This is a genomic window from Actinomadura sp. NBRC 104425 (assembly GCF_030269545.1).
In the GTDB taxonomy this organism is placed as follows: domain Bacteria; phylum Actinomycetota; class Actinomycetes; order Streptosporangiales; family Streptosporangiaceae; genus Spirillospora; species Spirillospora keratinilytica.
The window spans coordinates 535,695-557,513 of sequence record NZ_BSTN01000002.1 but is presented as its reverse complement, the minus strand read 5'-3'; the positions used below and the strand labels follow the sequence as shown (position 1 = coordinate 557,513).

Sequence of the window (21,819 nt, the reverse complement as noted above, 5' to 3'; positions counted from 1 at the left end):
GGGTTTTCGGATCTGCGGGTCAGCGGTGGGTGCCGCTGGTGATGCGGTAGACGTCGTAGACGCCGTCGATGAAGCGGACGGCCTTCAGCACGTGCCCCAGGTGCTTGGGGTCGCCCATCTCGAAGGTGAAGCGGCTGACGGCGACGCGGTCGCGGCTGGTGGTGACCGAGGCGGACAGGATGTTGACGTGCTGGTCGGACAGCACGCGGGTGACGTCCGACAGCAGGCGGGGCCGGTCCAGGGCCTCCACCTGGATGGCGACCAGGAACACCGAGTCCTCGGTGGGCGACCACTTGACGTCGATCAGCCGGTCCGGCTGGGAGCGCAGCTGGACGACGTTGGCGCAGTCGGCGCGGTGCACCGACACGCCGTGCCCCCGGGTGACGAAACCGACGATGTCGTCGCCGGGCACCGGGGTGCAGCAGCGCGACAGCCGCACCCACACGTCCGGGTCGCCGGCCACCACGACCCCCGGGTCGCCCGCCGGGCGGACCCGCTTGCGGCGGGTCGGCAGGGCGATCTCGGCCAGGTCCTCCTCGGCGCTCTCCACCCCGCCCAGGGCGTCCACCAGGCGCTGCACGACGTGCTGGGCCGAGACGTGGCCCTCGCCGACCGCGGCGTACAGGGACGACACGTCGGCGTAGTTCATGTCGCGGGCCAGCGCCAGCAGGGCCTCGCCGGACATCATGCGCTGCAGCGGCATGTTCTGCTTGCGCATGGCACGGGCGATCGACTCCTTGCCGGACTCGATCGCGGTGTCGCGGCGCTCCTTGGAGAACCAGTGCTTGATCTTGTTGCGGGCGCGGGCGCTCTTGACGAACCCCAGCCAGTCGCGGCTGGGCCCGGCGTCGGGCGACTTGGAGGTGAACACCTCGACGGTGTCGCCGTTGTCCAGCGCGGACTCCAGCGGCACCAGCCGGCCGTTGACGCGGGCGCCGATGCAGCGGTGCCCGACCTCGGTGTGGATGGCGTAGGCGAAGTCGACGGGCGTGGCGCCCTGCGGCAGCGCGATCACGTCGCCCTTGGGGGTGAAGACGAAGACCTCCGAGACCGACAGGTCGAACCGCAGCGACTCCAGGAACTCGGCCGGGTCGGCGGTCTCCTTCTGCCAGTCCAGCAGCTGGCGCAGCCACTGCATGTCGCCCGCCTTGCGGCCGGCGACCGTCTCCTCCTTGTACTTCCAGTGCGCGGCGACGCCGTACTCGGCGCGGCGGTGCATGCCCCAGGTGCGGATCTGCAGCTCGACCGGCTTGCCCTCCGGGCCGATCACCGTGGTGTGCAGCGACTGGTACATGTTGAATTTCGGCATCGCGATGTAGTCCTTGAACCGGCCGGGGACCGGGTTCCATCGCGCGTGCACCGAGCCGAGGGCGGCGTAGCAGTCGCGGACGCTGTCGACCAGGACGCGGATGCCGACGAGGTCGTAGATGTCGTCGAAACTGACGTCCCGGGCGATCATCTTCTGGTAGATCGAGTAGTAGTGCTTGGGGCGGCCGGTCACGGTCGCCTTGATCCGCGCCTCGCGCAGGTCGGCGGAGACGTTCTCGATCACTTCCTGCAGGTAGACGTCGCGGCGCGGGGCCCGTTCGGACACCAGCCGGGCGATCTCGTCGAACCGCTTGGGGTAGAGGGTGGCGAACGCCAGGTCCTCCAGCTCCCACTTGAGGGTGTTCATGCCGAGCCGGTGCGCCAGCGGAGCGAAGATCTCCAGCGTCTCCCGGGCCTTGCGCTCCTGCTTGTGCCGGGGCAGGTAGCGCAGCGTGCGCATGTTGTGCAGCCGGTCGGCCAGCTTGATGACCAGCACCCGGATGTCGCGCGACATCGCCACGACCATCTTGCGGACGGTCTCGGCCTCGGCCGCGTCGCCGTACTTGACCTTGTCGAGCTTGGTCACCCCGTCGACCAGCGCGGCGATCTCGTCGCCGAAGTCGGCGCGCAGCTCCTCCAGGGTGTAGGGGGTGTCCTCGACGGTGTCGTGCAGCAGCGCCGCGCACAGCGTCTCGGTGTTCATGCCGAGCTCGGCGAGGATGGTGGCGACGGCGAGCGGGTGGGTGATGTAGGGGTCGCCGCTCTTGCGCTTCTGGTCGCGGTGGTAGTGCGCGGCGACGTCGTAGGCGCGTTCGATCAGCCGCAGATCCGCTTTGGGATGGGTGTTGCGGACGGTCTTGATCAGTGGTTCCAGTACCGGGTTCATAGGAGTGCCGCGCTGGGCCCCCAGCCGGGCGAGCCTGCGGCGTACCCGGACGGCGGACGGCGGGGTCGGGGCCGGTGAAGGCCGGGTCGGGACGGTGGGGGCGGAGGCGGCGGATGCGGGCTGTTTCGCGGCGGAGGCGGCGGGCTGCGGGCGGTCGCGCCGGGGCTCGGCGGGGCGGGCCGGGCCGGCGCCGCCCTCGCCTTTCAGCCGCCTCTTGTCGTGTGTCGGCTCGTCTTTGGCCGGCTCGTCTTTCGCCGGCGCGGCTTTCGGCGCCTCGCCGTTCAGCGCTCTCTCTTTCGGCCCGTCGGCTTTCGGCCCGTCGTGCCGGGCTCCGCCGCGGGCCGCGGCGCCCGCGCCCGAGGCCCGCGGTCCGGCGGCGCGGGCCGGGACGGCGCGCTCCGCGGGACGGCCGGCGGCGTCGTCCGCCCCGTTCACCGCGGCGCCGTTCACCGCGTCGGTCGATACCACCTCACCCGGCACCCGGCCTCCCTAGTCCAGTGGACGCCGTCCCCGTCGGTACCGCCCCGCGCGGGCGGCGCCCGCCCCACCGGCTCCTGATTCCCGCCAGTCTATCCACCCATGTCCGGTTCCATGCCCGCGACCAGGGCCGTCAGACCGTGACCAGGGTGTGCACGTCCAGGTCGCCGAGCCGGTCGCGGCCGTGCAGGAAGGACAGCTCCAGCAGCACCGACAGGCCCACCACCTGGGCGCCCGCCCGGCCCACCAGCTCGGCGGCCGCTCGCGCGGTGCCCCCGGTGGCCAGGACGTCGTCGACGATCAGAACCCGTTCTCCGGGACCGAAGGCGTCTGCGTGCACCTCGATGGTCTCGGTCCCGTACTCGAGATCATAGGTCTCCTCGTACGTCCGCGCGGGCAGCTTTCCCTTTTTTCGCACCGGAACGAATCCGGCGCCGAAGTGGTAGGCCACGGGCGCGGCCAGGATGAAACCGCGCGCCTCGATGCCGACGATCTTGTCGATGGTGCCGCGGCCGTGGTGGTTGACGATCGCGTCGACCACGCCGGCGAACGCCACGTGGTCGGCCAGCAGGGGGGTGATGTCCTTGAACAGCACGCCCGGCTTGGGGTAGTCGGGCACGTCGCGGATCCGGTCGTGGATCAGCTTCTCGAGGTCCACAGGCGGTGTTCTCCTGCTCATGCGGCGGCCGTGTGCGGGCCTTCGGGGGGTAGCCCGCACACGGCCGGTTGCCGGTTGATTGCGCGCCCGGCGGTGCCGGGCGACGATCCGAGGACCGCTCAGGCGGTCATCTGCCGCGGCGGCGCTGCTGGCGGGTGCCCCGCTTGGGCTGCTGCCGGGGCCCCTGCTGGACGACCTTGCGCACCGTGACCGTCACGGGCACCTCCTCGGCGGCCTGCTCGCCGCCGCCGGACCGGGCGCCGTTCGGCGCGGCCCCGTCGGAGCCCGGGGAGTCGCCGGACGGCGCGTCGTCCTCGCCGTCGGCGACCGCGGCCCGGGTCCGGGCGGTCTTGGCCTGCCGCTTGGCGCTGGCCTCGCGGCGGGCGATGTTCTCGCGCAGCTGCCGGTACCGGGGCTCGCGCTCCTTGAGCTGCACCAGCAGCGGGGTGGCGACGCAGATCGAGGAGTAGGTGCCGACGATCATGCCGACGAACAGGGCCAGCGACAGGTCCTTCAGCGTCCCGGCGCCGAACAGCGTGGTGCCGATGAACAGGATCGCCGCCACCGGCAGGATCGCCACCAGCGAGGTGTTCAGGGAGCGCACCAGGGTGCTGCTGAGCGCCCGGTTGGCCGCCTGGCTGTAGGTGATCTTGGAGGTGGGGCCGAGCGGCCGGGTGACCTCCTTGATCATGTCGAAGACCACGACCGCGTCGTACAGCGAGTAGCCCAGAATGGTCAGGAAGCCCAGCAGCGTCGCCGGGGTGACCTCGAACCCGGACCAGGCGTAGATGCCCGCCGTGATGATCAGGTCGTGCACCAGCGCCACCAGCGCGGCCAGCGCCATCCGCCATTCGAAGGCGAGGCTGAGATAGGCGATGATCAGCACCATGAAGACGGCGAGCGCCTGCCAGGCCTTGGCCGAGACCTCGCCGCCCCAGGACGCCCCGACCACCTGCGTGCTGACCTTGGCGGCGGGCACCCCGAGGTCCTCGGAGATGCTCTTTTTGACCTCGTTGACCTCGGCGGAGCTGAGGCTCTCGGTGGTGACCCGCCAGTCGCCGCCGGCCTTCTGCACGATGGCCTGGTGGGCGCCGCCGCCCTGGACCGCACCGCGCACGTCCTCGATGGAGTGGCCGGGCGCGCCGAAGGTGAACACCGATCCGCCGCGGAACTCCACGCCGAAGTTCAGGCCCTGGACCACCAGCCCGGCGATGGACAGCACCAGCAGCAGGCCGGAGATCGAGTACCACAGCTTCGGCCGGCCGACGATGTCGGCGCTGATCTCGCCCCGGTAGATCCGGGATATGACTGCGCGCAGCCCCAGCATCACGCCTCCTGGCCGGTCGGGGTCGTGGTGGTCGTGGTCGTCCTGCGCAGCCGCTTGGCGTCCAGGCCCGACAGCGGATGGCCGCGGCCGAAGAACTTCGTCCGCGACAGCAGCGCCACCAGCGGCTTGGTGAAGAAGAACACCACCACCACGTCGATCAGCGTGGTCAGCCCCATGGCGAACGCGAAGCCGCGGACCCCGCCGACGGCCAGGAAGTACAGCACCAGGGCGGCCAGGAACGTCACCGCGTCGGCGACCAGGATGGTGCGCCGGGCCCGGCGCCAGGCGGTCTCCACCGACGGCCGGAACGTGCGGCCGGCGCGCAGCTCGTCGCGCAGCCGCTCGAAGTAGACGATGAACGAGTCGGCGGTGATGCCGATGGAGACGATCAGGCCGATGATGTGCGGCAGCGACAGGCGGAAGCCCATGTTCTCGCCCAGGATCACCACCGACACGTAGGTGATGGCGGTGGCCACCAGCAGGCTGCCGACCGCGACCAGGCCGAGGCCCCGGTAGTACAGCAGGCAGTACAGCACCACCAGTGCCAGGCCGATGGCGCCGGCGATCAGGCCGCCGCGCAGCTGGTCGGAGCCGAGCGTGGAGGACACCTCGTCGATGGAGCTCTGGGTGAACTCCAGCGGCAGCGCGCCGTACTTGAGCACGTTGGCCAGGTCGGTGGCGTAGCTCTGGGTGAAGCTCTCCGGCGGGCCGTAGATGCTGGCGGTGCCGCCGGTGATCGCGCCGTTGTCGATGCTCGGCGCGGAGATCACCTGGCCGTCCAGCACGATCGCGACCTGCCGCTGCGGGCTGCCCGCCGGGGCCTGGTAGGCCTCGCTGGTCACCTGGCCGAACTGGCGGGCGCCCTGCGACTTGAATTTCAGCGCGACCGTCCAGCTGCTCTGGCCCTGCTGGGCGTCCGGCGGCAGGGCGTTGGCGTCGGAGACCTGGGTGCCCTCCACCCGCACCGGGCCGAGGATGTACTTGGCCGTGCCGTCCTGGTCGCAGGCCGCCACCCACTTGCGGTTGGGGTCGTTGGCGCCCGGGGCGCGCTTGTCGGCGCCCGTGCAGTCCAGCTTCTCGAACTGCTCGATCACGGCCCTGTCGTCGATGGCGCTGTAGTCCTGCCCGGTGAGCAGGTCGCTCGGCAGCGCCGACGGCGAGGCCGACGGGGACGCCGAGGCCGACGCCGAGGTCGACGGGGACGCGCCGCCGCTGGACGAGGCGGACGGCGACGGCGCCGCCAGCGCCTCCGGCACCGCCCTGCCGCGCGGCGTGGCCGACCCCGACGGGCTCGGCGAGGAGCTCGCCGAAGAGCTCGCCGACGGCTTGGCGCTGCCGCTCGTACTGGGCGTGGGGCTCGGTGAGGTCCCCGTGGTCGGCGTGCCGTCGGCGACGGCGAACACCTGCCGGAACTGCAGCTTGGCCGTGGTCCCGATGAGCTGGACGACGCGGTCCTGGCCCTCTCCGGGGACGTTGACGACGATGTTGCGGTTGCCCTGCTTGGCGACCTCGGCGTCGGACACGCCCAGCCCGTTGACCCGCTGCGTCATGATCTTGACGGCCTGGGTCATCTGGGCGTCGGGCGGTGTCGCGCCGCTTTCGGTCCTGGCGGTGAGCGTGACGGTGGTTCCGCCGGCGAGGTCCAGCCCCAGCTTGGGCGTGGGCTGCCCCTGGAGGAACATCACGCAGGTCAGGACCGCCATGACCGCGAACAGCCCGAGGAGCGTGCGCCCGGGCTTGGAAACGTTGCTACGAGGCGGAGCCACTGGTCGTTGTACTTCCCGTGTCGGTGGTACGCCGTACGGCGTCGGGCGGCGGCGTCGCGTCCTCCCCCGGCCGCGCGAGCGCCCGCGCGCGACGGACGGGCGGTCGTTCGAAGCGGCGGACGGAGGAGCGCCGCGTCAGGACGACGTCTTGCCCGCGGCCTTGGCCTTGGGGGTCTCCTCGGTCTCGGCGTCCTCGGCCTTCTCGGGCTTCTCGGCGTCGCCGGCGTCCTTCTTGGACAGGTCGATCCGGTCGTCGGAGTCGCCGGTCTCGCCGCTGTCATCGGCGTCGTCGGCGTCGTCGTCCAGCTCGTCGTCCGCGCTGTCGGTCTCGGTGACGACCTGCATCACGGCCTGCTTGACGAACCGCGCCTCGACCCCGGGCGCGATCTCCAGGACCACGCCGTCGTCGTCCACCGCGACCACGGTGGCGTACATGCCGCTGGTCGTCATCACCCGCACGCCCGGCCGCAGGGAGCTCTGCATCTGCAGCTGCTCCTTGCGCCGCTTGCTCTGCGGCCGGATCAACAGGAAGTAGAAGATCACGGGGATCGCGAGCAGCAGCAGCAGGTTCAGGGGCCCGCTGCTGCTCTGCTCTGCTGCAAAATTCATGTCGCTGCCCTTCGCTCGGGCATCCTTCCGATGTGCTGTGCCAGCCGGTCGCCGGAAATCGGCCTCGTCACAGGTTCGGCGGCTGGAGAGGTGACCAAGTCCCGGAGTCTAGAGAGTACGTCAGACCCCGGCAACGACGTGACGAGCGACGCACGCCGGAAGTTCCCAACCCGTTATCAGCTGATCACCGAGTCCTGGTCATCGCCGTCACCGAGGTCGAACAGCGTGCCCGCCATCGGCGCGGTGGGCGGGGGCGTCAGGCCCAGGTGCGCCCAGGCCGCGGGGGTGGCGATGCGGCCGCGCGGGGTGCGGGCCAGCAGCCCCTGCCGCACCAGGAACGGTTCGGCCACCACCTCCACCGTCTCCGGCTCCTCCCCCACCGACACCGCCAGCGTCGACAGGCCCACCGGCCCCCCGCCGAACTTGCGCAGCAGCGAGCTCAGCACGGCCCGGTCGAGGCGGTCCAGGCCGCGTTCGTCGACCTCGTAGAGGGTCAGCGCGTCGCGGGCGAGCTCGCGGGTGATCACGCCGTCGGCGCGCACCTCGGCGTAGTCGCGGACGCGGCGCAGCAGCCGGTTGGCGATGCGGGGGGTGCCGCGCGAGCGCCCGGCCACCTCGGCGGCCCCGTCGTCGGTGATCCGCACGTCCAGCAGCCGGGCCGACCGCTTGACGATGACCTCCAGCTCGGCGGGCTCGTAGAAGTCCATGTGCGCGACGAACCCGAACCGGTCGCGCAGCGGGCCGGGCAGCATGCCCGCCCGGGTGGTGGCGCCGACCAGGGTGAACGGGGCGATGTCGAGGGGGATCGCGGTGGCTCCGGGGCCCTTGCCGACGACCACGTCGACCCGGAAGTCCTCCATCGCCATGTAGAGCATCTCCTCGGCGGGCCGCGCCATGCGGTGGATCTCGTCGAGGAACAGCACCTCGCCCTCGGACAGGGTGGACAGCACGGCGGCCAGGTCGCCGGCGCGTTCGATGGCCGGGCCGGAGGTGATCCGCAGCGGCTTGCCCAGCTCCGCCGCGATGATCATGGCGAGGGTGGTCTTGCCGAGGCCCGGGCCGCCCGACAGCAGCACGTGGTCGGGGGTGCGGCCGCGCCGCAGCGCGCTGTGCAGCACCAGCGACAGCTGCTCGCGGACGCGCTGCTGGCCGATGAAGTCGTCCAGCCGCTTGGGCCGCAGCGCCGCCTCGATGACCTGCTCGTCGGGCCCGCCGGCGTCGGCCGAGACGAGCCGTTCCTCCGCGCTCATCGCGCGCCCCTCCCCGCCGTGTCGATCACTTGCTCAGCTTCTTGAGGGCGGCCCGCAGCAGGGCGGAGACCGGCGGCGGGTCGCCGCCGTCGGCGTCGGCGGCGAGGTCGGCGGCGACGGCCGAGACCGCGGCCTCGGCGTCCTTGGCGGACCAGCCCAGGTTGACCAGCCCGGTGCGGACCTGCTCGCGCCACGGTTCGGCGCGGGCCGGGGCGGGCGCGCCGGGCCCGTCGCCGGACGGGGCGCCGAGGCGGTCGCGCAGCTCCAGCACGATGCGCTGGGCGCCCTTCCTGCCGATGCCGGGGACCTTGGTCAGCGCGGCCACGTCCTCGGCGGCGACGGCGCGGCGCAGGGCGTCCGGCGAGTGCACGGCCAGCATCGCCAGCGCCAGCCGGGGTCCGACGCCGCTGGCGGTCTGCAGCAGCTCGAACACGGCGCGCTCGTCCTCGTCGGCGAACCCGAACAGGGTGAGGGAGTCCTCGCGGACCACCAGCGAGGTCGGCACCCGCGCCTGCTCGCCGACCCGCAGCCCGGCCAGGGTGGCGGGCGTGCACTGCACCGCCAGGCCCACGCCGTGCACGTCGATCACGGCCGTGTCGGGTCCGGTGGCCGCGACCCGGCCGCTGACGAACGCGATCACTGCGTCGCTCCTCCTCTGCTCCTGCCGTGGACGGGGGCCGCGCCGGGCAGGGCGCCGCGGCGGGCGGCGGCCAGCCGGGCCTGCGCGCCGCCGCGCCACACGTGGCAGATCGCCAGCGCCAGCGCGTCGGCGGCGTCGGCGGGCCGGGGCGCGGCGTCCAGCCGCAGCAGCCGCGTCACCATCTTGGTCACCTGGGCCTTGTCGGCGCGGCCGCTGCCGGTGACGGCGGCCTTGGCCTCGCTGGGGGTGTGCAGGGCGACCGGCAGGCCGCGCCGGGCGGCCGCCAGCATGGCCACGCCCGCCGCCTGCGCGGTGCCCATGACGGTGCGCACGTTGTGCTGGGAGAAGACGCGTTCGACGGCCACGGCGTCGGGCCGCACCTCGTCCAGCAGCGCCTCGAGGCCCGCCTCGATGCCCAGCAGCCGCACCGGGACCTCGTCGTCGTGGCTGGTGCGGATCACGTCCACCGCCACCAGCGTCAGCGGCGTGCCCGGCGCGCCGTCCACCACGCCGACTCCGCATCTGGTGAGACCGGGGTCGACTCCCAGCACCCGCACGGCCGCTCCTTCGATCATCTGTTCGGTGTTGGCCACCGTACCGAACGCCCCGGACATCGTCGCGCACCGGCGGCCGCCGTGTCCCCCGCGCCCGGTGTCCCCCGCGCCCGGCCGCCGGTGCGGCGAACGCGAGCAGCGGCCCCTCCGCCGCGCGGAGGGGCCGCTGCTCCCGCCGGTGGAAGGCCCCCGGAGGCCAGGGCTCAGGCCTCGACCTTGGCCATGACCTCGTCGGAGACGTCGAAGTTGGCGAAGACCTCCTGCACGTCGTCGGAGTCCTCCAGGGCCTCCAGCAGGCGGAAGACCTTCCTGGCGTTCTCCTCGTCCAGCGGGACGGTGACGCTGGGCAGCCAGTTGGTGTCGGCCGACTCGTAGTCGATGCCGGCGTCCTGCAGCGCGCTGCGCACCGCGATCAGGTCGCCCGCCTCGCAGACCACCTCGAAGTTCTCGCCGAGATCGTTGACCTCCTCGGCGCCGGCGTCCAGCACCGCCAGCATCAGGTCGTCCTCGGTGGTGCCCGCCTTGGGGACGATGATGACGCCCTTGCGGTTGAACAGGTACGAGACCGAGCCCGGGTCGGCCATCGAGCCGCCGTTGCGGGTGACGGCGGTGCGCACCTCGGAGGCGGCGCGGTTGCGGTTGTCGGTCAGGCACTCGATCAGCAGGGCGACGCCGCCGGGGGCGTACCCCTCGTACATGATCGTCTGCCAGTCGGCGCCGCCGGCCTCCTCGCCGGCGCCGCGGCGCCGGGCCCGCTCGATGTTGTCGTTGGGGACCGAGTTCTTCTTGGCCTTGTAGATGGCGTCGTACAGCGTGGGGTTGGCGTCGGGGTCCCCGCCGCCGGTCCGCGCCGCGACCTCGATGTTCTTGATCAGCTTGGCGAAGAGCTTGCCCCGCTTGGCGTCGAGGGCGGCCTTCTTGTGCTTGGTCGTCGCCCATTTGGAATGGCCGGACATCCGTCAACCCTCCTGCTCAGTGCTCATTCCGACCCCCTCATGGGGGACCCACCCCCGGCCGCCGCCCGGCGCACCAGGTCGGCGAAGTAGCGATGCACGCGAAAGTCGCCCGTCAGTTCAGGGTGGAAGGCGGTCGCCAACAGGCGGCCCTGACGGACCGCGACGATCCTACCGGCGTTCGGGCCGCTCTCGGCGCGGCCGAGGACCTCCACACCGTCGCCGACCGACTCCACCCAGGGAGCGCGGATGAACACCGCGTGGTAGGGCGTATCGCCCATGCCCGCCAGCCGCACAGGGCTCTCGAAGGAGTCGACCTGGCGGCCGAAGGCGTTGCGCCGCACGGTCATGTCGATGCCGCCGATCGTCTCCTGCCCGGCCACGCCGCCGCGGATGCGGTCCGCGAGCATGATCATGCCGGCGCAGGAGCCGTAGGCGGGCATGCCCGCCTCGATCCGCTTGCGCAGCGGCTCCAGCAGCTCGAAGGCGCGGGCCAGGCGCCACATGGTGGTGGACTCCCCGCCGGGGATGACCAGGGCGTCGCAGCGTTCCAGCTCCCCGGGGCGGCGGACGGCGAGCGTCCGCGCGCCCGCGGCCTCCAGGGCGCGGGCGTGCTCGCGCACGTCGCCCTGGAGGGCGAGCACGCCGATCGTCGGCTCAGACGGCACGGTCGGCACAGCAGTCACCGATGAACCTTCCGGGAGGTACGCGTGGACGGGCACGGGGGCGTCAGGGCAGAACCCTAGCCGTTCCTTACAACGCCCCCGGCATCGCCGCTCTTCCGGGGGCGGGGTCGGCACGGCTCGGATCGGCCGGTCCGGATCAGCACAGTTTGAAGCGGCGCAGGGGCAGTTCGAGGGGCAGGAAGCCGTCGGTGCCGCGGTCGGCGATGCCGCGTCCGAACATGTGGGAGCGGGCCAGCGCCAGGCCGAAGTCCTCGGGGTCGAACGGTAGCGGGACGTCCCCGGCGCCCTGGTCGATGGCCGTCCAGAACGGGCGTTCGACGGGCAGCCGCTCGCCCTGGTCGACCACGACGCCGTCCTCCTTGGTGACGAACACGTCGCGGCGCAGCGCGCCCCCCTCGTACCAGCGGAACCAGCAGCCGGAGATGACGCTGTGCAGGACGAGCACGCCGCAGCGCGCCCCGGGCAGGGCCGCGGCGACCGAGTCGGCGACGCGGCGGGCGTCGTCGTCGAGGCAGAACAGGCGCCGGTCGCACAGCAGCAGGGCGCGCCGGCCGTAGGCGCCGACGAACAGCTCGTCCTCGTACGGCCACAGCGCGAAGTCGAGCACCGTGTCGCCGGTCTCGACCAGGGTCGCGGCCGGGTAGAGCCCGTGCGCCAGCCGGGCCGCCGCGTCCGGATCGGGCCGCAGCCCCGGGCCGAACACCTCGGCGGGCTCCCCCGCGCTGGCGCAGGCGAGCGCGACCGACCAAGCCATCGTCGTCCCCTCCCACGGCCGGAGCCGCCCGGGGGCGTGGCAGCCCCCGACCGGCCGCGCGGCCAGCGTAAACCTTCCGGTGGCACCGTGTGGAGGGGGGAGCGGGTCCGCAGTCACTCCCCCGCGGCGGTCACCAGCCGCGGCCGGCGTACTTCTGATCCTCGCCGAGCGAGGCGACGTTGATGCCGACCATGGCCTCGCCGAGGCCGCGGGAGGCCTTGGCGACCACGTCGGGGTCGTCGTAGAAGGTGGTGGCCTTGACGATCGCCTCGGCGCGCTTGACCGGGTCGCCGGACTTGAAGATGCCCGAGCCGACGAACACGCCCTCGGCGCCCAGCTGCATCATCATGGCGGCGTCGGCGGGGGTGGCGATGCCGCCGGCGGTGAACAGCACGACCGGCAGCTTGCCTGCCTGCGCGACCTCCTTGACCAGCTCGTAGGGGGCCTGCAGCTCCTTGGCGGCCACGTACAGCTCGTCCTCGGGCAGCGACTGCAGCCGCCGGATCTCGGCGCGGATGCGGCGCATGTGGGTGGTGGCGTTGGAGACGTCGCCGGTGCCGGCCTCGCCCTTGGAGCGGATCATCGCGGCGCCCTCGGTGATGCGGCGCAGCGCCTCGCCGAGGTTGGTGGCGCCGCACACGAACGGCACGGTGAAGGCCCACTTGTCGATGTGGTTGTCGTAGTCGGCGGGGGTGAGCACCTCGGACTCGTCGATGTAGTCGACGCCGAGGGCCTGCAGCACCTGCGCCTCGACGAAGTGGCCGATCCGCGCCTTGGCCATGACGGGGATGGACACCGCCTCGATGATGCTCTCGATCATGTCGGGGTCGCTCATCCGGGCGACGCCGCCCTGGGCGCGGATGTCGGCGGGAACGCGCTCCAGTGCCATGACCGCCACCGCGCCCGCGTCCTCGGCGATCTTCGCCTGCTCGGGTGTGACGACGTCCATGATCACGCCGCCCTTGAGCATCTCCGCCATGCCGCGCTTGACGCGGGCGGTCCCGGTCTCGGGGGCGGCGTTCGCGGTGGCGGGGACGTCGGTAGTGGACACGGGCATTCCTCACATGGAAGGGACGACAACGTCATTTCCCATGATATTGCCTGCTCGGGCGAGAAACGGACCCGCCAGTGCGTCATCCTGCGCGCCGCCGCCTTTACGCCCTGTCGGCCCCGGGAGGCTGGGGCATGTCCAGGGCATGTCCAGGGCATGTCCAGGGCACGTCTAGGGCATGTAGGGTCGGCCGTCGTTGACCAGGACCACCCACACCTGGCCCGTGGCGAACGTCATGGGCTTGCCGTCGGCGGTGGTGAATGTGGTGCCCTGCGTCTCGGAGGGGCGCGACCAGCGCACGTCGTAGGCCATGCCGTCGCGCAGCACCGTCGCGCGCCCCGTGCCCGTGGTCTGGATCAGCGGCGTGTAGCTGCCGAGGAAGTCGTGGAACTGCGACCGGGTGGTCTTGGCGTACTGGACGACGATGGTGCGGCCGCCCAGGACGTCGCCCTCGGCGCCCACGTCGACGCGTCCGCCGAACGACGCCAGCCACCGCTTCTTTTCGGCCGACCAGGTGAACGCCATGGTCGCCGACGGCCAGCGCGCGGTGAAGGTCTTGGTGGGCCTGCCGCCCGCGGGGGCGGGGCCGAACCGGAAGCCGATGTCGCGGGGCGGCTCGGCGCGGGGGGCCAGTTTGAGCAGGTTCCTGGGGTCGGCGTACAGGTTGTAGGGGATCGGCTTGGGCCCGGCCCGGAAGTAGGCGGACCCGCCGTTCTCCTGCGACACGTCGTACACCGGCGCCCGGCGCACGTACGGCTTCATCTTGCTCTGCACGCCGGAGAAGGCGAACGCGGGCCGGCCGAACTGCGGCAGGATGTGCAGGTCGGAGATGCGGGCGCTGCGCACCGGGCCGACGCGGCGCGGATACCGGGACGAGTACACCGCCATCAGCCGGGTCTCGCCGCCCTCCACCTGCTCGACGTAGACGATGTCGGCCGCGGTCACGCCGTACTGGGGCATCGCCGGACGGGTGTTCTCGATCTTCACGGCCAGCACGGGGTTGCGCAGCCCGCGCGTGCCGCCGGTGAACGGGTGGGTCGCCGGGGTCGGCGAGCTGGTCGCGCCCGCCGACGGGGCGGTGCCGCCGGACGCGACGGGCGGCGCGGCGTCCTCGGCGCCGCGCCCGGAGCAGCCCGCCAGGACCCCGCCCAGGACGGCGGCGCAGGCCAGCCCCGCGGCCGCCCGGCCGCCTCGCGTGCTCCGCACAACCCCTGCGAATCGCACGATGTCCCTCCTCCTGCGACCCGCCCGAGGGTAGCGAACCGGCATATTGCAGGCCCCGCCCGGACGGAAGCGGCCGTACCGGGGTACGGACGGCGCGGCCGGGCGGCTCGGCCCCGGCGCCGTCGGTCCGTCCCCGGGGCGCCTGGTCACAGGCGGGGCGGGTCGTCGTCGATCTCGAAGAAGTCCGGCAGGGGCGCCTTGCCCGCCAGCGGCAGCACCCGGATCAGCAGCTTGCGGCGGGCGATGCGGGCGGCGGCGACGGCGTCGTTGTAGAAGCGGCGGGCGTAGACGACCTTGGCCGCGGCGCCCGCCAGCTCCTCCAGCACGGCCTTGCCGTCGTCGCGGGCCGCCACGGCGGCGGCGAACCCGGGCTGGTCGGCCACGGCCCGCAGCGCGCGCGACAGGTCGCTCTCGGCGAACTCGCGGGACTCGGCGTCGGCGGTGCGGGCCTCGTGCGCGGCCGTGGCCAGCAGCAGGCTCGTCGCGGGGTCCAGAAGCCGCGAGGCCGCCAGCTCCAGGGCGACCGCCGCGCGGCGCACCAGCGCGGCGTCCAGCGCGGCCCGGGCGGTCTCCACGCGCACGTGCAGCCGGTCCAGGCGGGTGGCACGCCAGGACACGTACACGCCGACCAGGAACACGACGGCGATCCAGAGCAGGACGTCGATGATCCAGTCGTAGCTCACGGCCGCGCCTCACGCCCGGCCCGGCCGGCGCCGGGCGACTCCACGACCCCGGCGCCGTCCAGGGCGACCGTCTCGTACACGCGCAGCACGTCGCGCGCGACGGCGGACCAGTCGTAGCGCCGGACCGCCGCGCGCGCCTCGGCCGACAGCTGCTTGCGCCGCGGCGCGTCGTCCAGCAGCTCCCCGGCGACCCGGGCGAGGGCCTCGTGGTCGCCCACCGGGAACAGGGCCCCGGCGCGCCCGCCCAGCAGCACCCGGTCGAACGCCTCCAGGTCGCTGGCCACGATCGGGGCGCCCGCCGACATCGCCTCGGCCAGCACGATGCCGAAGCTCTCGCCGCCGGTGTTGGGCGCCACGAACACGTCCACCGAGTGGTAGGCGCGGATCTTGTCCTCCTCGCTGACCATGCCGAGCGTCACGACCCGGTCGCGCAGCTCGCGCGGGACCCGGCCGAGGACCTCCTCGGCGTCGCCGGGTCCGGCCAGAAGCAGCCGCAGGCCGGGCCGCCGGCGGCCCAGGATCTCGAAGGCGCGCAGCAGCACCGGCAGGCCCTTGCGGGGCTCGTCCATGCGGCCCAGGAAGCCCAGGGTCTGCACGCCGTCGGAGCGGCCCGGCTGCCAGCCCGGCAGCGGCTCGGCCATCGCGTACCGCTCGGTGGCCACCCCGTTGGGGATCAGCACCGCGTCGCCGCCGAGGTGCTCGACGAGGGTCTTGCGGGCCGCCTCCGACACCGCGATCCGCCCGGTGATCTTCTCCAGGGCGCTCTGCAGGATCGGCGCGGTCACCGCCACCACCCGCGAGCGCTCGTAGGAGGCGTGGAAGGTGCCGACGATCGGGCCGTCGGCCGCCCAGCACGCCAGGATGCCCAGCGACGGCGCGGCGGGCTCGTGGACGTGCAGCACGTCGAACCGGCCCTCGTTGATCCACCGCCGGACCCGGCTCGCCGACAGGGGCCCGAACGCCACGCGCCCCACCGACCCGTTGTACGGGACGGGCACGGCGCGGCCCGTCGACACCGCGTACGGCGGGAGGGCCGCGTCGTCGTCGGCGGGGGTGATGACCGACACGTGGTGGCCGAACCCGATGAGCGCCTCGGCCAGGTCGCGGATGTGCTGCTGCACGCCGCCCGGGACGTTCCAGGTGTACGGGCACACGATGCCGATCCTCACCGGGCGCCCTCCCCGGCGGGGCGGCCGTCGGCGGCCATGTCCTCCACCCACACCTTCTGCAGCATGTGCCAGTCCTCGGGATGGGCGGCGATGCCCGCCTCGAACTCCCGCGCCAGCCGCTGCGTCACGGCCCGGGTGCGCTCGCGCCTGTCCCCCTCCTCGGGCACCGGGATCTCCTCGTGCACCCGGGCCGCCCAGTAGTCGCCCTCGTACCAGAGGGTCACCGGGAACAGCGCGGCGCCCGTGCGCATGGCCAGCGCGGCGGTCACCGCGGGCATGCGCGCGGTGGCGCCGAAGAACTCCACCTCGACCCCCGTCTCGGTGAGGTCGCGGTCGACGACCAGGCAGACCGCGCCGCCGGCGCGCAGCCGCCGGGCCATCCGGCCGAACGCCGACGCGCCCCGGTGGGCCAGCACCTCCATGCCCAGGCTCTCGCGGAAGGCGACGAACCGGTCGAACAGCGACTCGGGTCGGAGGCGTTCGGCGACGGTGGTGAACGGGTGGCCGTGGTGCACCAGCCACGCCCCGGCCGCCTCGTAGTTGCCCATGTGCGGCAGGGCCAGGATCGCGCCGCGTTTCGACTCCAGCGCCGCGAACACCTTCTCCGCGCCCTGCACCCGGGAGCGGCCGATGATGCGGTCGCGGCCGTACTCGGGCAGCCGGAAGACCTCCAGCCAGTACCGGAAGTACGAGCGCATCACCTTCTTGCTGAGCACCCGCACCTCGTCGTCCACGGCGGACTTGCCCAGGACGCGGCACAGGTTCCGCTCCAGCTGCCGGACGCCCCGGCCGTGCTGCTGCCAGGTGTGGTCGGCGAGGGCCCGGAACACCACGCGGGCCGCCGGTTCGGGGGTCTTGCGGACGACCGTCCACCCCAGGGCGTACGCGACGTCCATGGCCTCGTCGCGCAGGCCCGTCCTCATGGTCGTGGCTCCGAGGCCGAGTCGAGCCTGCGCACGTGCCACCTGCGCCGTCCGCCGTTCTCGGCCCGCGCGGCGCCGCCCTCGCGGGCGTCCCCGGCGGCCTTCTCGGGGGCCTTGCCGGAGGCGTTGCCGGACGGCCGGTCCCGGCGGCGCCCGGCGTCCGGGGACGGCGCCGGCGCGGCGGGCCGGGGGTCGGTGTCGGCGAGGGCCTGCGCGCGCACGGTCGCGAACCGCTGCCCCACGGTGACGGTGCTGAGCACGGCCAGCACCCACAGCGCCGCGGCCAGCACGTACGGCACGCCGAGGCCGTCCAGCCCGGTGGCCACCAGGATCACGATCAGGCGTTCGGCCCGTTCGGCGATGCCCACGTTGCAGGTGTAGCCCAGGCCCTCCGCGCGCGCCTTGGCGTACGACACCACCACGCCCGCGACCAGGCAGTACAGGGCGACCCCGGCCAGCTGCTCCTGGCCGTCCCGGTACAGGCCGATCATCACCCCGGAGAAGATCGCCGCGTCGGCGACCCGGTCCATGGTGGAGTCCAGGAAGGCGCCCCATTTGGAAATCTTCCCGGTCACCCTGGCGACCGCGCCGTCCAGCATGTCGAACAGCACGAACGCGGTGATGAGCATGACGCCCCAGAAGAACTCGCCGCGCGGGAAGAAGCCGAGGGCCCCCGCCACCACGCCCGCGGTTCCGATGATCGTGATGGCGTTGGGCGTGACCCCGGTGCGCGCGATGGTCCGGCCGACGGGGGTCAGGACGCGTCCCAGCGCGGGCCGCACTTTATTGAGCATCGCCGTCCGATCTTCTCGTATCCGTCTGAAGCCGAGGGCCCACGGCCCGCGCAGGGGGCCATCGTAGTGCGACCGATCACCCCCGGGGTGCGCGCGAGCCGCGGAGGTCACCACGGAGTGCACGCGGTTGTGCACGAACCGCACAGGGTCGGAATGCCTACCGACCCCCGCAACCCAGGCACCTGCTAATAAGTCTGACGCAATCCCCACGCGCACGGTCGCAGGCCCCCATACCCCGCAACAAGCAACATGCGCCCGCCCAACGGACGGCGTCGCGGCGGGAACGCCGGGGTGACCAAGAGATGGCACGGTTTGCCGCCCACCCCTTGAGATCCGGCCCCTCACGGGAAATGGTGGTGCTACGGGTGTGACGCCGGTCACGCACGTCATGAAGGTGGCCCAGCGCCGCACTCGGGCGTCAGGGCCGGGCCCGCGCGGCCCGGCTCCGTTCCAGACGGCCCCGCACGGGGCGGTCCGAGGAGGTGGAGCTATGGCGGACAAGGGAGGCCACGCGGGAGGCCCCGGCAGGGCACCGGAGGCCGGCCGGCCCGACAAGGTGCGCAACGTCGCGCTGGTCGGCCACTCGGGGGCGGGCAAGACCACGCTGGTCGAGGCGCTGCTCGCCGCGACCGGCACCATCCAGCGGCGCGGGCGCGTCGAGGACGGCACCACGGTCAGCGACTTCGACGACGTCGAGATGCGCCAGCAGCGCTCGGTCAACCTCGCCCTGGCCCCGCTGGTCCACGCGGGCATCAAGGTCAACCTCATCGACACCCCCGGATACGCCGACTTCGTGGGCGACCTGCGCGCCGGGCTGCGCGCCGCCGACGCGGCGCTGTTCGTGATCTCCGCGGTGGACGGCATCGACGGCCTCACCCGCCAGCTGTGGGAGGAGTGCGCGGCGGTCGGCATGCCCCGCGCGGTCGTCATCACCAAGGTCGACCAGCAGCGCGGCGACTTCGACGACGTGGTGATGACCTGCCAGGACGTCTTCGGCGAGGGCGTGGCGCCGGTGTACTTCCCGATCGGCTCGAAGGACGGGCTGCGCGGCCTGATCGGGCTGCTGACGCGGCGCTGCTTCGACTACTCCACCGGCGAGCGGGTGGAGTGCGAGCCCGACCCCGAGTTCCTCGACCAGATCGCCGAGCAGCGCGCCGCGCTGATCGAGGGGATCATCCAGGAGAGCGAGGACGAGACCCTCATGGACCGGTACCTGGCCGGCGAGGAGATCGACGTCAAGGCGCTCACCCAGGACCTGGAGACCGCGGTCGCGCGCGGCAGCTTCTACCCGGTGCTGGCCACCGCGGTCCCGCACGGCGCCGACGCCGGGCCGGCCGTCGGGATGCTGGAGCTGCTGGAGGTCATCACCCAGGCGTTTCCGTCCCCGCCGGAGCACGGCATCCCCGCCGTGACCGCCGTCGGCGGCGGCTCCCCCGAGCAGGTGCGGTGCGACCCCGACGGCCCCCTGGTGGCCGAGATCGTCAAGACCGTCTCCGACCCGTACGTGGGGCGCATCTCGCTGGTGCGGGTGTTCTCCGGGACGCTGCGCCCCGACACGGTGGTGCACCTGTCCGGGCACGGGCTGGAGGACCGCGGGCACGAGGACCACGACGTGGACGAGCGCGTCGGCGCGCTGTCGTCCCCGCTCGGCAAGCACCAGCGCCCCATCTCGGCGTGCGTGGCGGGCGACATCTGCGCGGTCGCCAAGCTGGGCCGCGCCGAGACCGGCGACACCCTGTCCGACCCCGCGCACCCCGTGGTGATGGCGCCGTGGACGATGCCCGACCCGCTGCTGCCGGTGGCGATCCAGGCGCGCTCCAAGGCCGACGAGGACAAGCTCAGCCAGTCGCTGGGGCGGCTGGTCGCCGAAGACCCCACGCTGCGCCTGGAGAACAACTCCGAGACCCGCCAGCTGGTGCTGTGGTGCATGGGCGAGGCGCACGCCGACGTGCTCATCGACCGGCTCAGCTCCCGCTACGGCGTGGAGGTGGAGCGGATCGACCTGCGCATTCCGCTGCGCGAGACGTTCGGCGCCCCCGCCAAAGGCCTCGGCCGGCACGTCAAGCAGAGCGGCGGGCACGGCCAGTACGGCATCTGCCACATCGAGGTGGAGCCGCTGCCGTCCGGCGCGGGCTTCGAGTTCGTCGACAAGATCGTCGGCGGGGTGATCCCCCGCCAGTTCATCCCGTCGGTGGAGAAGGGGCTGCGCCAGCAGATGGCCCGCGGCGTCTCCGCCGGCTACCCGGTGGTCGACATCCGGGTGACCCTGTACGACGGCAAGGCCCACTCGGTGGACTCCTCCGACATGGCGTTCCAGGCCGCGGGCGCGCTGGCGCTCAAGGACGCCGCCGCCAAGGTGCCGATCCTGCTGCTGGAGCCGGTGGACGAGGTGGGCGTGCTGGTCGCCGACGAGTACGTCGGGGCGGTCATGTCCGACCTGACCGCCCGCCGCGGCCGGGTCCTCGGCTCGGAGTCGGTGCCGGGCGGCCGCACGATGATCAGGGCCGAGGTGCCGCAGCTGGAGATCGTCCGGTACGCGGTCGACCTGCGGTCGCTGTCGCAGGGCACCGGCACGTTCAGCCGCACCTTCCTGCGGTACGAGCCGCTGCCGTCGCACCTGGCCGACAAGGTCGCCGCCGCCTCCGGCTGACCCCGCCGCCTCCGGCGCCGTCCGTCCCGCCACCGGGGCGGACGACGCCCCCGGCCGGCGCCCTTGATCGCGCTACCCTGCTGCCGTGGATCCGGGGGTCTTCCGACTCAGCACGCCCGGCCGCCTGTGGCGCACCCTCGCCGCCGCCACGGTGATCGGCACGCTGCTCTACACCACTGCGCGCGGGACCGACGACGACTTCCCGCTGGGGCCGATGACGCAGTTCGCGTTCTCGGTCAAGGACGACGGCGGTGAGATCCACTCGCACTGGCTGGAGGCCGACACCGCCGCGGGGACGCATGTCAAGCTGCCGATGGACGCCGTGGGGGCCGGCATGAAACGCGCCGAGATCGAAGGCCAGATGACCCGGATCGTGCGCGACCCGTCGCTGCTGCAGGGCATCGCCGACGCCCAGCGGCGGCTGCACCCGGGCCGCCCCCCGCTGACCCGGATCTACCTGGTGCACCAGGTCAAGACGCTGCGCGACGGCAAGGTCGCCTCCACCAGCGTCCGCAACCGCGCCGTGTGGACCGTGCGGTGACCGCGGCCACCCCCTGGGGCCGCTGGTGGTACGCCCCGATCCCGCGCGCCCGCGTCGCCTGGCTGCGCCTGCTGGCCTACGGGTTCCTGCCGGTCGACATGCTGCTGTTCACCAACAGCGCGCTCGCGCACGCCCGGCTGCCCGGCGACCTGTACCAGCCCGTGCGGCTGGCGCGCTGGCTGCACCTGCCCGCCCCCACCCCCGCCGCGATGTACACGCTGCTCGCGGTCACGCTGGCGGCGGGTCTGGTCGCCGCGACGGGGCGTCTGGCGCCGCGCGCGTCCGGCTTCGTCGCCGCGGGCGGGTACCTGTGGTGGGTCACGGTCAGCATGTCCTACGGCAAGGTCGACCACGACCATCTGGCGCTGGTCGTCGCGCTGTTCGTGCTGCCCACCGTGGGCCGGGCCCGCCTCGGCGACCCCGCGCCGTGCGAGGCGTCCGGCTGGTCGGTGCGGTGCGTGCAGGTGGCGGTGGTGGCCGCCTACTTCCTGTCGGCGTGGGCGAAGGTCCGCATCGGCGGGTTCCCGGACTGGCCGAACGGCTCCACCGTGCAGTGGGCCCTCGACCGCCGCGGCACCCCGCTGGGCCGCGTCCTGCTCGACCACCCGCTGCCGCTGAAGGCCGGCCAGTGGATCATGTTCGTGGCGGAGCTGGCCTCACCGCTGCTGCTGTTCGCGCGCGGCCGCCCGCTGTACGCGGGCGTGGTGTTCTTCGCGGGGTTCCACCTGGTCACCTACGCGCTGCTGGCCATCCACTTCCTGCCGCACACGATCTGGCTGCTGGCGTTCCTGCCGCTGGAGCGGCTGCCGCTGCCGCGCGTGCGGGCGCTGCGCCGGACCGCCGGGGCCCCCGCCGCGTCCGCCGGCAAGGAGCCGCTGCCGTCCTGAACGCCGGCCCGCCTCCCGGGCGGGACGGG

General features: G+C 73.1%; 19 protein-coding genes and 1 pseudogene. 3 read left to right on the top strand and 17 right to left on the bottom strand.

Annotated elements, in window-relative coordinates; genetic code table 11:
• Positions 1–19 precede the first annotated feature (19 nt).
• The 17 genes and pseudogenes from QSK22_RS05615 to pgsA all read right to left on the bottom strand — a co-directional run.
• Positions 20–2,194 carry a RelA/SpoT family protein gene (locus QSK22_RS05615; RefSeq protein WP_285492928.1) on the bottom strand — a complete coding sequence of 725 codons (2,175 nt, stop codon included), beginning with the start codon at positions 2,192–2,194 and terminating at the stop codon, positions 20–22.
• Between the two features lie 610 nt (positions 2,195–2,804).
• The gene (locus QSK22_RS05610) at positions 2,805–3,350 is read right to left on the bottom strand and encodes an adenine phosphoribosyltransferase (protein WP_285492862.1); all 546 of its coding nucleotides are present in this window, start codon (positions 3,348–3,350) and stop codon (positions 2,805–2,807) included.
• Positions 3,351–3,456: 106 nt separating this feature from the next.
• Positions 3,457–4,656, bottom strand: coding sequence for a protein translocase subunit SecF (secF, locus tag QSK22_RS05605; RefSeq protein ID WP_285492861.1), 1,200 nt, complete (start codon positions 4,654–4,656; stop codon positions 3,457–3,459).
• A complete protein-coding gene (secD, locus tag QSK22_RS05600; RefSeq protein ID WP_285492860.1) occupies positions 4,656–6,359 on the bottom strand; it encodes a protein translocase subunit SecD in 1,704 nt (567 codons plus the stop codon). Before secD ends, secF begins: the two co-directional genes overlap by 1 nt.
• Before the next feature lie 198 nt (positions 6,360–6,557).
• Complete coding sequence (gene yajC / locus QSK22_RS05595) at positions 6,558–7,031, bottom strand: preprotein translocase subunit YajC (protein WP_285492859.1); 474 nt, start codon at positions 7,029–7,031, stop codon at positions 6,558–6,560.
• Between the two features lie 176 nt (positions 7,032–7,207).
• Complete coding sequence (gene ruvB, locus QSK22_RS05590) at positions 7,208–8,281, bottom strand: Holliday junction branch migration DNA helicase RuvB (RefSeq protein ID WP_285492858.1); 1,074 nt, start codon at positions 8,279–8,281, stop codon at positions 7,208–7,210.
• A 25-nt stretch (positions 8,282–8,306) separates the two neighbouring features.
• A complete protein-coding gene (ruvA, locus tag QSK22_RS05585) occupies positions 8,307–8,921 on the bottom strand; it encodes a Holliday junction branch migration protein RuvA (RefSeq protein ID WP_285492857.1) in 615 nt (204 codons plus the stop codon).
• Positions 8,918–9,478, bottom strand: a complete 561-nt coding sequence (gene ruvC / locus QSK22_RS05580) for a crossover junction endodeoxyribonuclease RuvC (RefSeq protein WP_285492927.1) — start codon at positions 9,476–9,478, stop codon at positions 8,918–8,920. The genes ruvA and ruvC overlap by 4 nt, the downstream gene beginning before the upstream one ends.
• A 200-nt stretch (positions 9,479–9,678) precedes the next feature.
• Positions 9,679–10,431 carry a YebC/PmpR family DNA-binding transcriptional regulator gene (locus tag QSK22_RS05575; protein WP_285492855.1) on the bottom strand — a complete coding sequence of 251 codons (753 nt, stop codon included), beginning with the start codon at positions 10,429–10,431 and terminating at the stop codon, positions 9,679–9,681.
• Positions 10,432–10,454: 23 nt separating this feature from the next.
• On the bottom strand, positions 10,455–11,096 hold the full coding sequence (pdxT, locus tag QSK22_RS05570) for a pyridoxal 5'-phosphate synthase glutaminase subunit PdxT (protein ID WP_285492926.1): 642 nt from the start codon (positions 11,094–11,096) through the stop codon (positions 10,455–10,457).
• 154 nt (positions 11,097–11,250) lie between these two features.
• Complete coding sequence (locus QSK22_RS05565; protein ID WP_285492854.1) at positions 11,251–11,868, bottom strand: DUF6928 family protein; 618 nt, start codon at positions 11,866–11,868, stop codon at positions 11,251–11,253.
• Positions 11,869–11,998: 130 nt separating this feature from the next.
• Positions 11,999–12,919, bottom strand: a complete 921-nt coding sequence (pdxS, locus tag QSK22_RS05560) for a pyridoxal 5'-phosphate synthase lyase subunit PdxS (protein ID WP_285492853.1) — start codon at positions 12,917–12,919, stop codon at positions 11,999–12,001.
• 171 nt (positions 12,920–13,090) lie between these two features.
• On the bottom strand, positions 13,091–14,143 hold the full coding sequence (locus QSK22_RS05555) for a DUF3048 domain-containing protein (RefSeq protein WP_285492852.1): 1,053 nt from the start codon (positions 14,141–14,143) through the stop codon (positions 13,091–13,093).
• A 146-nt stretch (positions 14,144–14,289) separates the two neighbouring features.
• A complete protein-coding gene (locus QSK22_RS05550; RefSeq protein ID WP_285492851.1) occupies positions 14,290–14,826 on the bottom strand; it encodes a hypothetical protein in 537 nt (178 codons plus the stop codon).
• Positions 14,823–15,995 carry a glycosyltransferase family 4 protein gene (locus QSK22_RS05545; RefSeq protein WP_285492850.1) on the bottom strand — a complete coding sequence of 391 codons (1,173 nt, stop codon included), beginning with the start codon at positions 15,993–15,995 and terminating at the stop codon, positions 14,823–14,825. Before QSK22_RS05545 ends, QSK22_RS05550 begins: the two co-directional genes overlap by 4 nt.
• Entirely contained in the window at positions 15,992–16,918 is a 927-nt protein-coding gene (locus tag QSK22_RS05540) for a phosphatidylinositol mannoside acyltransferase (RefSeq protein ID WP_285492849.1), read from the bottom strand. The genes QSK22_RS05545 and QSK22_RS05540 overlap by 4 nt, the downstream gene beginning before the upstream one ends.
• 206 nt (positions 16,919–17,124) lie before the next feature.
• Positions 17,125–17,712: pseudogene (pgsA, locus tag QSK22_RS05535) on the bottom strand (phosphatidylinositol phosphate synthase); the annotation flags it as partial.
• Positions 17,713–18,202: 490 nt separating this feature from the next.
• Between pgsA and QSK22_RS05530 the strand changes: the two are divergent.
• From QSK22_RS05530 to QSK22_RS05520, 3 genes are all read left to right on the top strand, one after another.
• Complete coding sequence (locus tag QSK22_RS05530) at positions 18,203–20,362, top strand: elongation factor G-like protein EF-G2 (protein ID WP_285492848.1); 2,160 nt, start codon at positions 18,203–18,205, stop codon at positions 20,360–20,362.
• A gap of 85 nt (positions 20,363–20,447) precedes the next feature.
• Positions 20,448–20,903, top strand: coding sequence for a hypothetical protein (locus tag QSK22_RS05525; protein ID WP_285492847.1), 456 nt, complete (start codon positions 20,448–20,450; stop codon positions 20,901–20,903).
• On the top strand, positions 20,900–21,790 hold the full coding sequence (locus QSK22_RS05520) for an HTTM domain-containing protein (RefSeq protein ID WP_285492846.1): 891 nt from the start codon (positions 20,900–20,902) through the stop codon (positions 21,788–21,790). Before QSK22_RS05525 ends, QSK22_RS05520 begins: the two co-directional genes overlap by 4 nt.
• Positions 21,791–21,819: the final 29 nt, after the last annotated feature.

Bases quoted from the DNA above. Each gene is read 5' to 3' on its own strand.
- QSK22_RS05575 (WP_285492855.1), bottom strand. From the start codon at position 10,431: ATGTCCGGCCATTCCAAATGGGCGACGACCAAGCACAAGAAGGCCGCC.
- secF (WP_285492861.1), bottom strand. From the start codon at position 4,656: ATGCTGGGGCTGCGCGCAGTCATATCCCGGATCTACCGGGGCGAGATC.
- secD (WP_285492860.1), bottom strand. From the start codon at position 6,359: ATGGCGGTCCTGACCTGCGTGATGTTCCTCCAGGGGCAGCCCACGCCC.
- yajC (WP_285492859.1), bottom strand. From the start codon at position 7,031: ATGAATTTTGCAGCAGAGCAGAGCAGCAGCGGGCCCCTGAACCTGCTG.
- QSK22_RS05540 (WP_285492849.1), bottom strand. From the start codon at position 16,918: ATGAGGACGGGCCTGCGCGACGAGGCCATGGACGTCGCGTACGCCCTG.
- QSK22_RS05615 (WP_285492928.1), bottom strand. From the start codon at position 2,194: ATGAACCCGGTACTGGAACCACTGATCAAGACCGTCCGCAACACCCAT.
- QSK22_RS05610 (WP_285492862.1), bottom strand. From the start codon at position 3,350: ATGAGCAGGAGAACACCGCCTGTGGACCTCGAGAAGCTGATCCACGAC.
- QSK22_RS05530 (WP_285492848.1), top strand. From the start codon at position 18,203: ATGGCGGACAAGGGAGGCCACGCGGGAGGCCCCGGCAGGGCACCGGAG.
- QSK22_RS05565 (WP_285492854.1), bottom strand. From the start codon at position 11,868: ATGGCTTGGTCGGTCGCGCTCGCCTGCGCCAGCGCGGGGGAGCCCGCC.
- ruvB (WP_285492858.1), bottom strand. From the start codon at position 8,281: ATGAGCGCGGAGGAACGGCTCGTCTCGGCCGACGCCGGCGGGCCCGAC.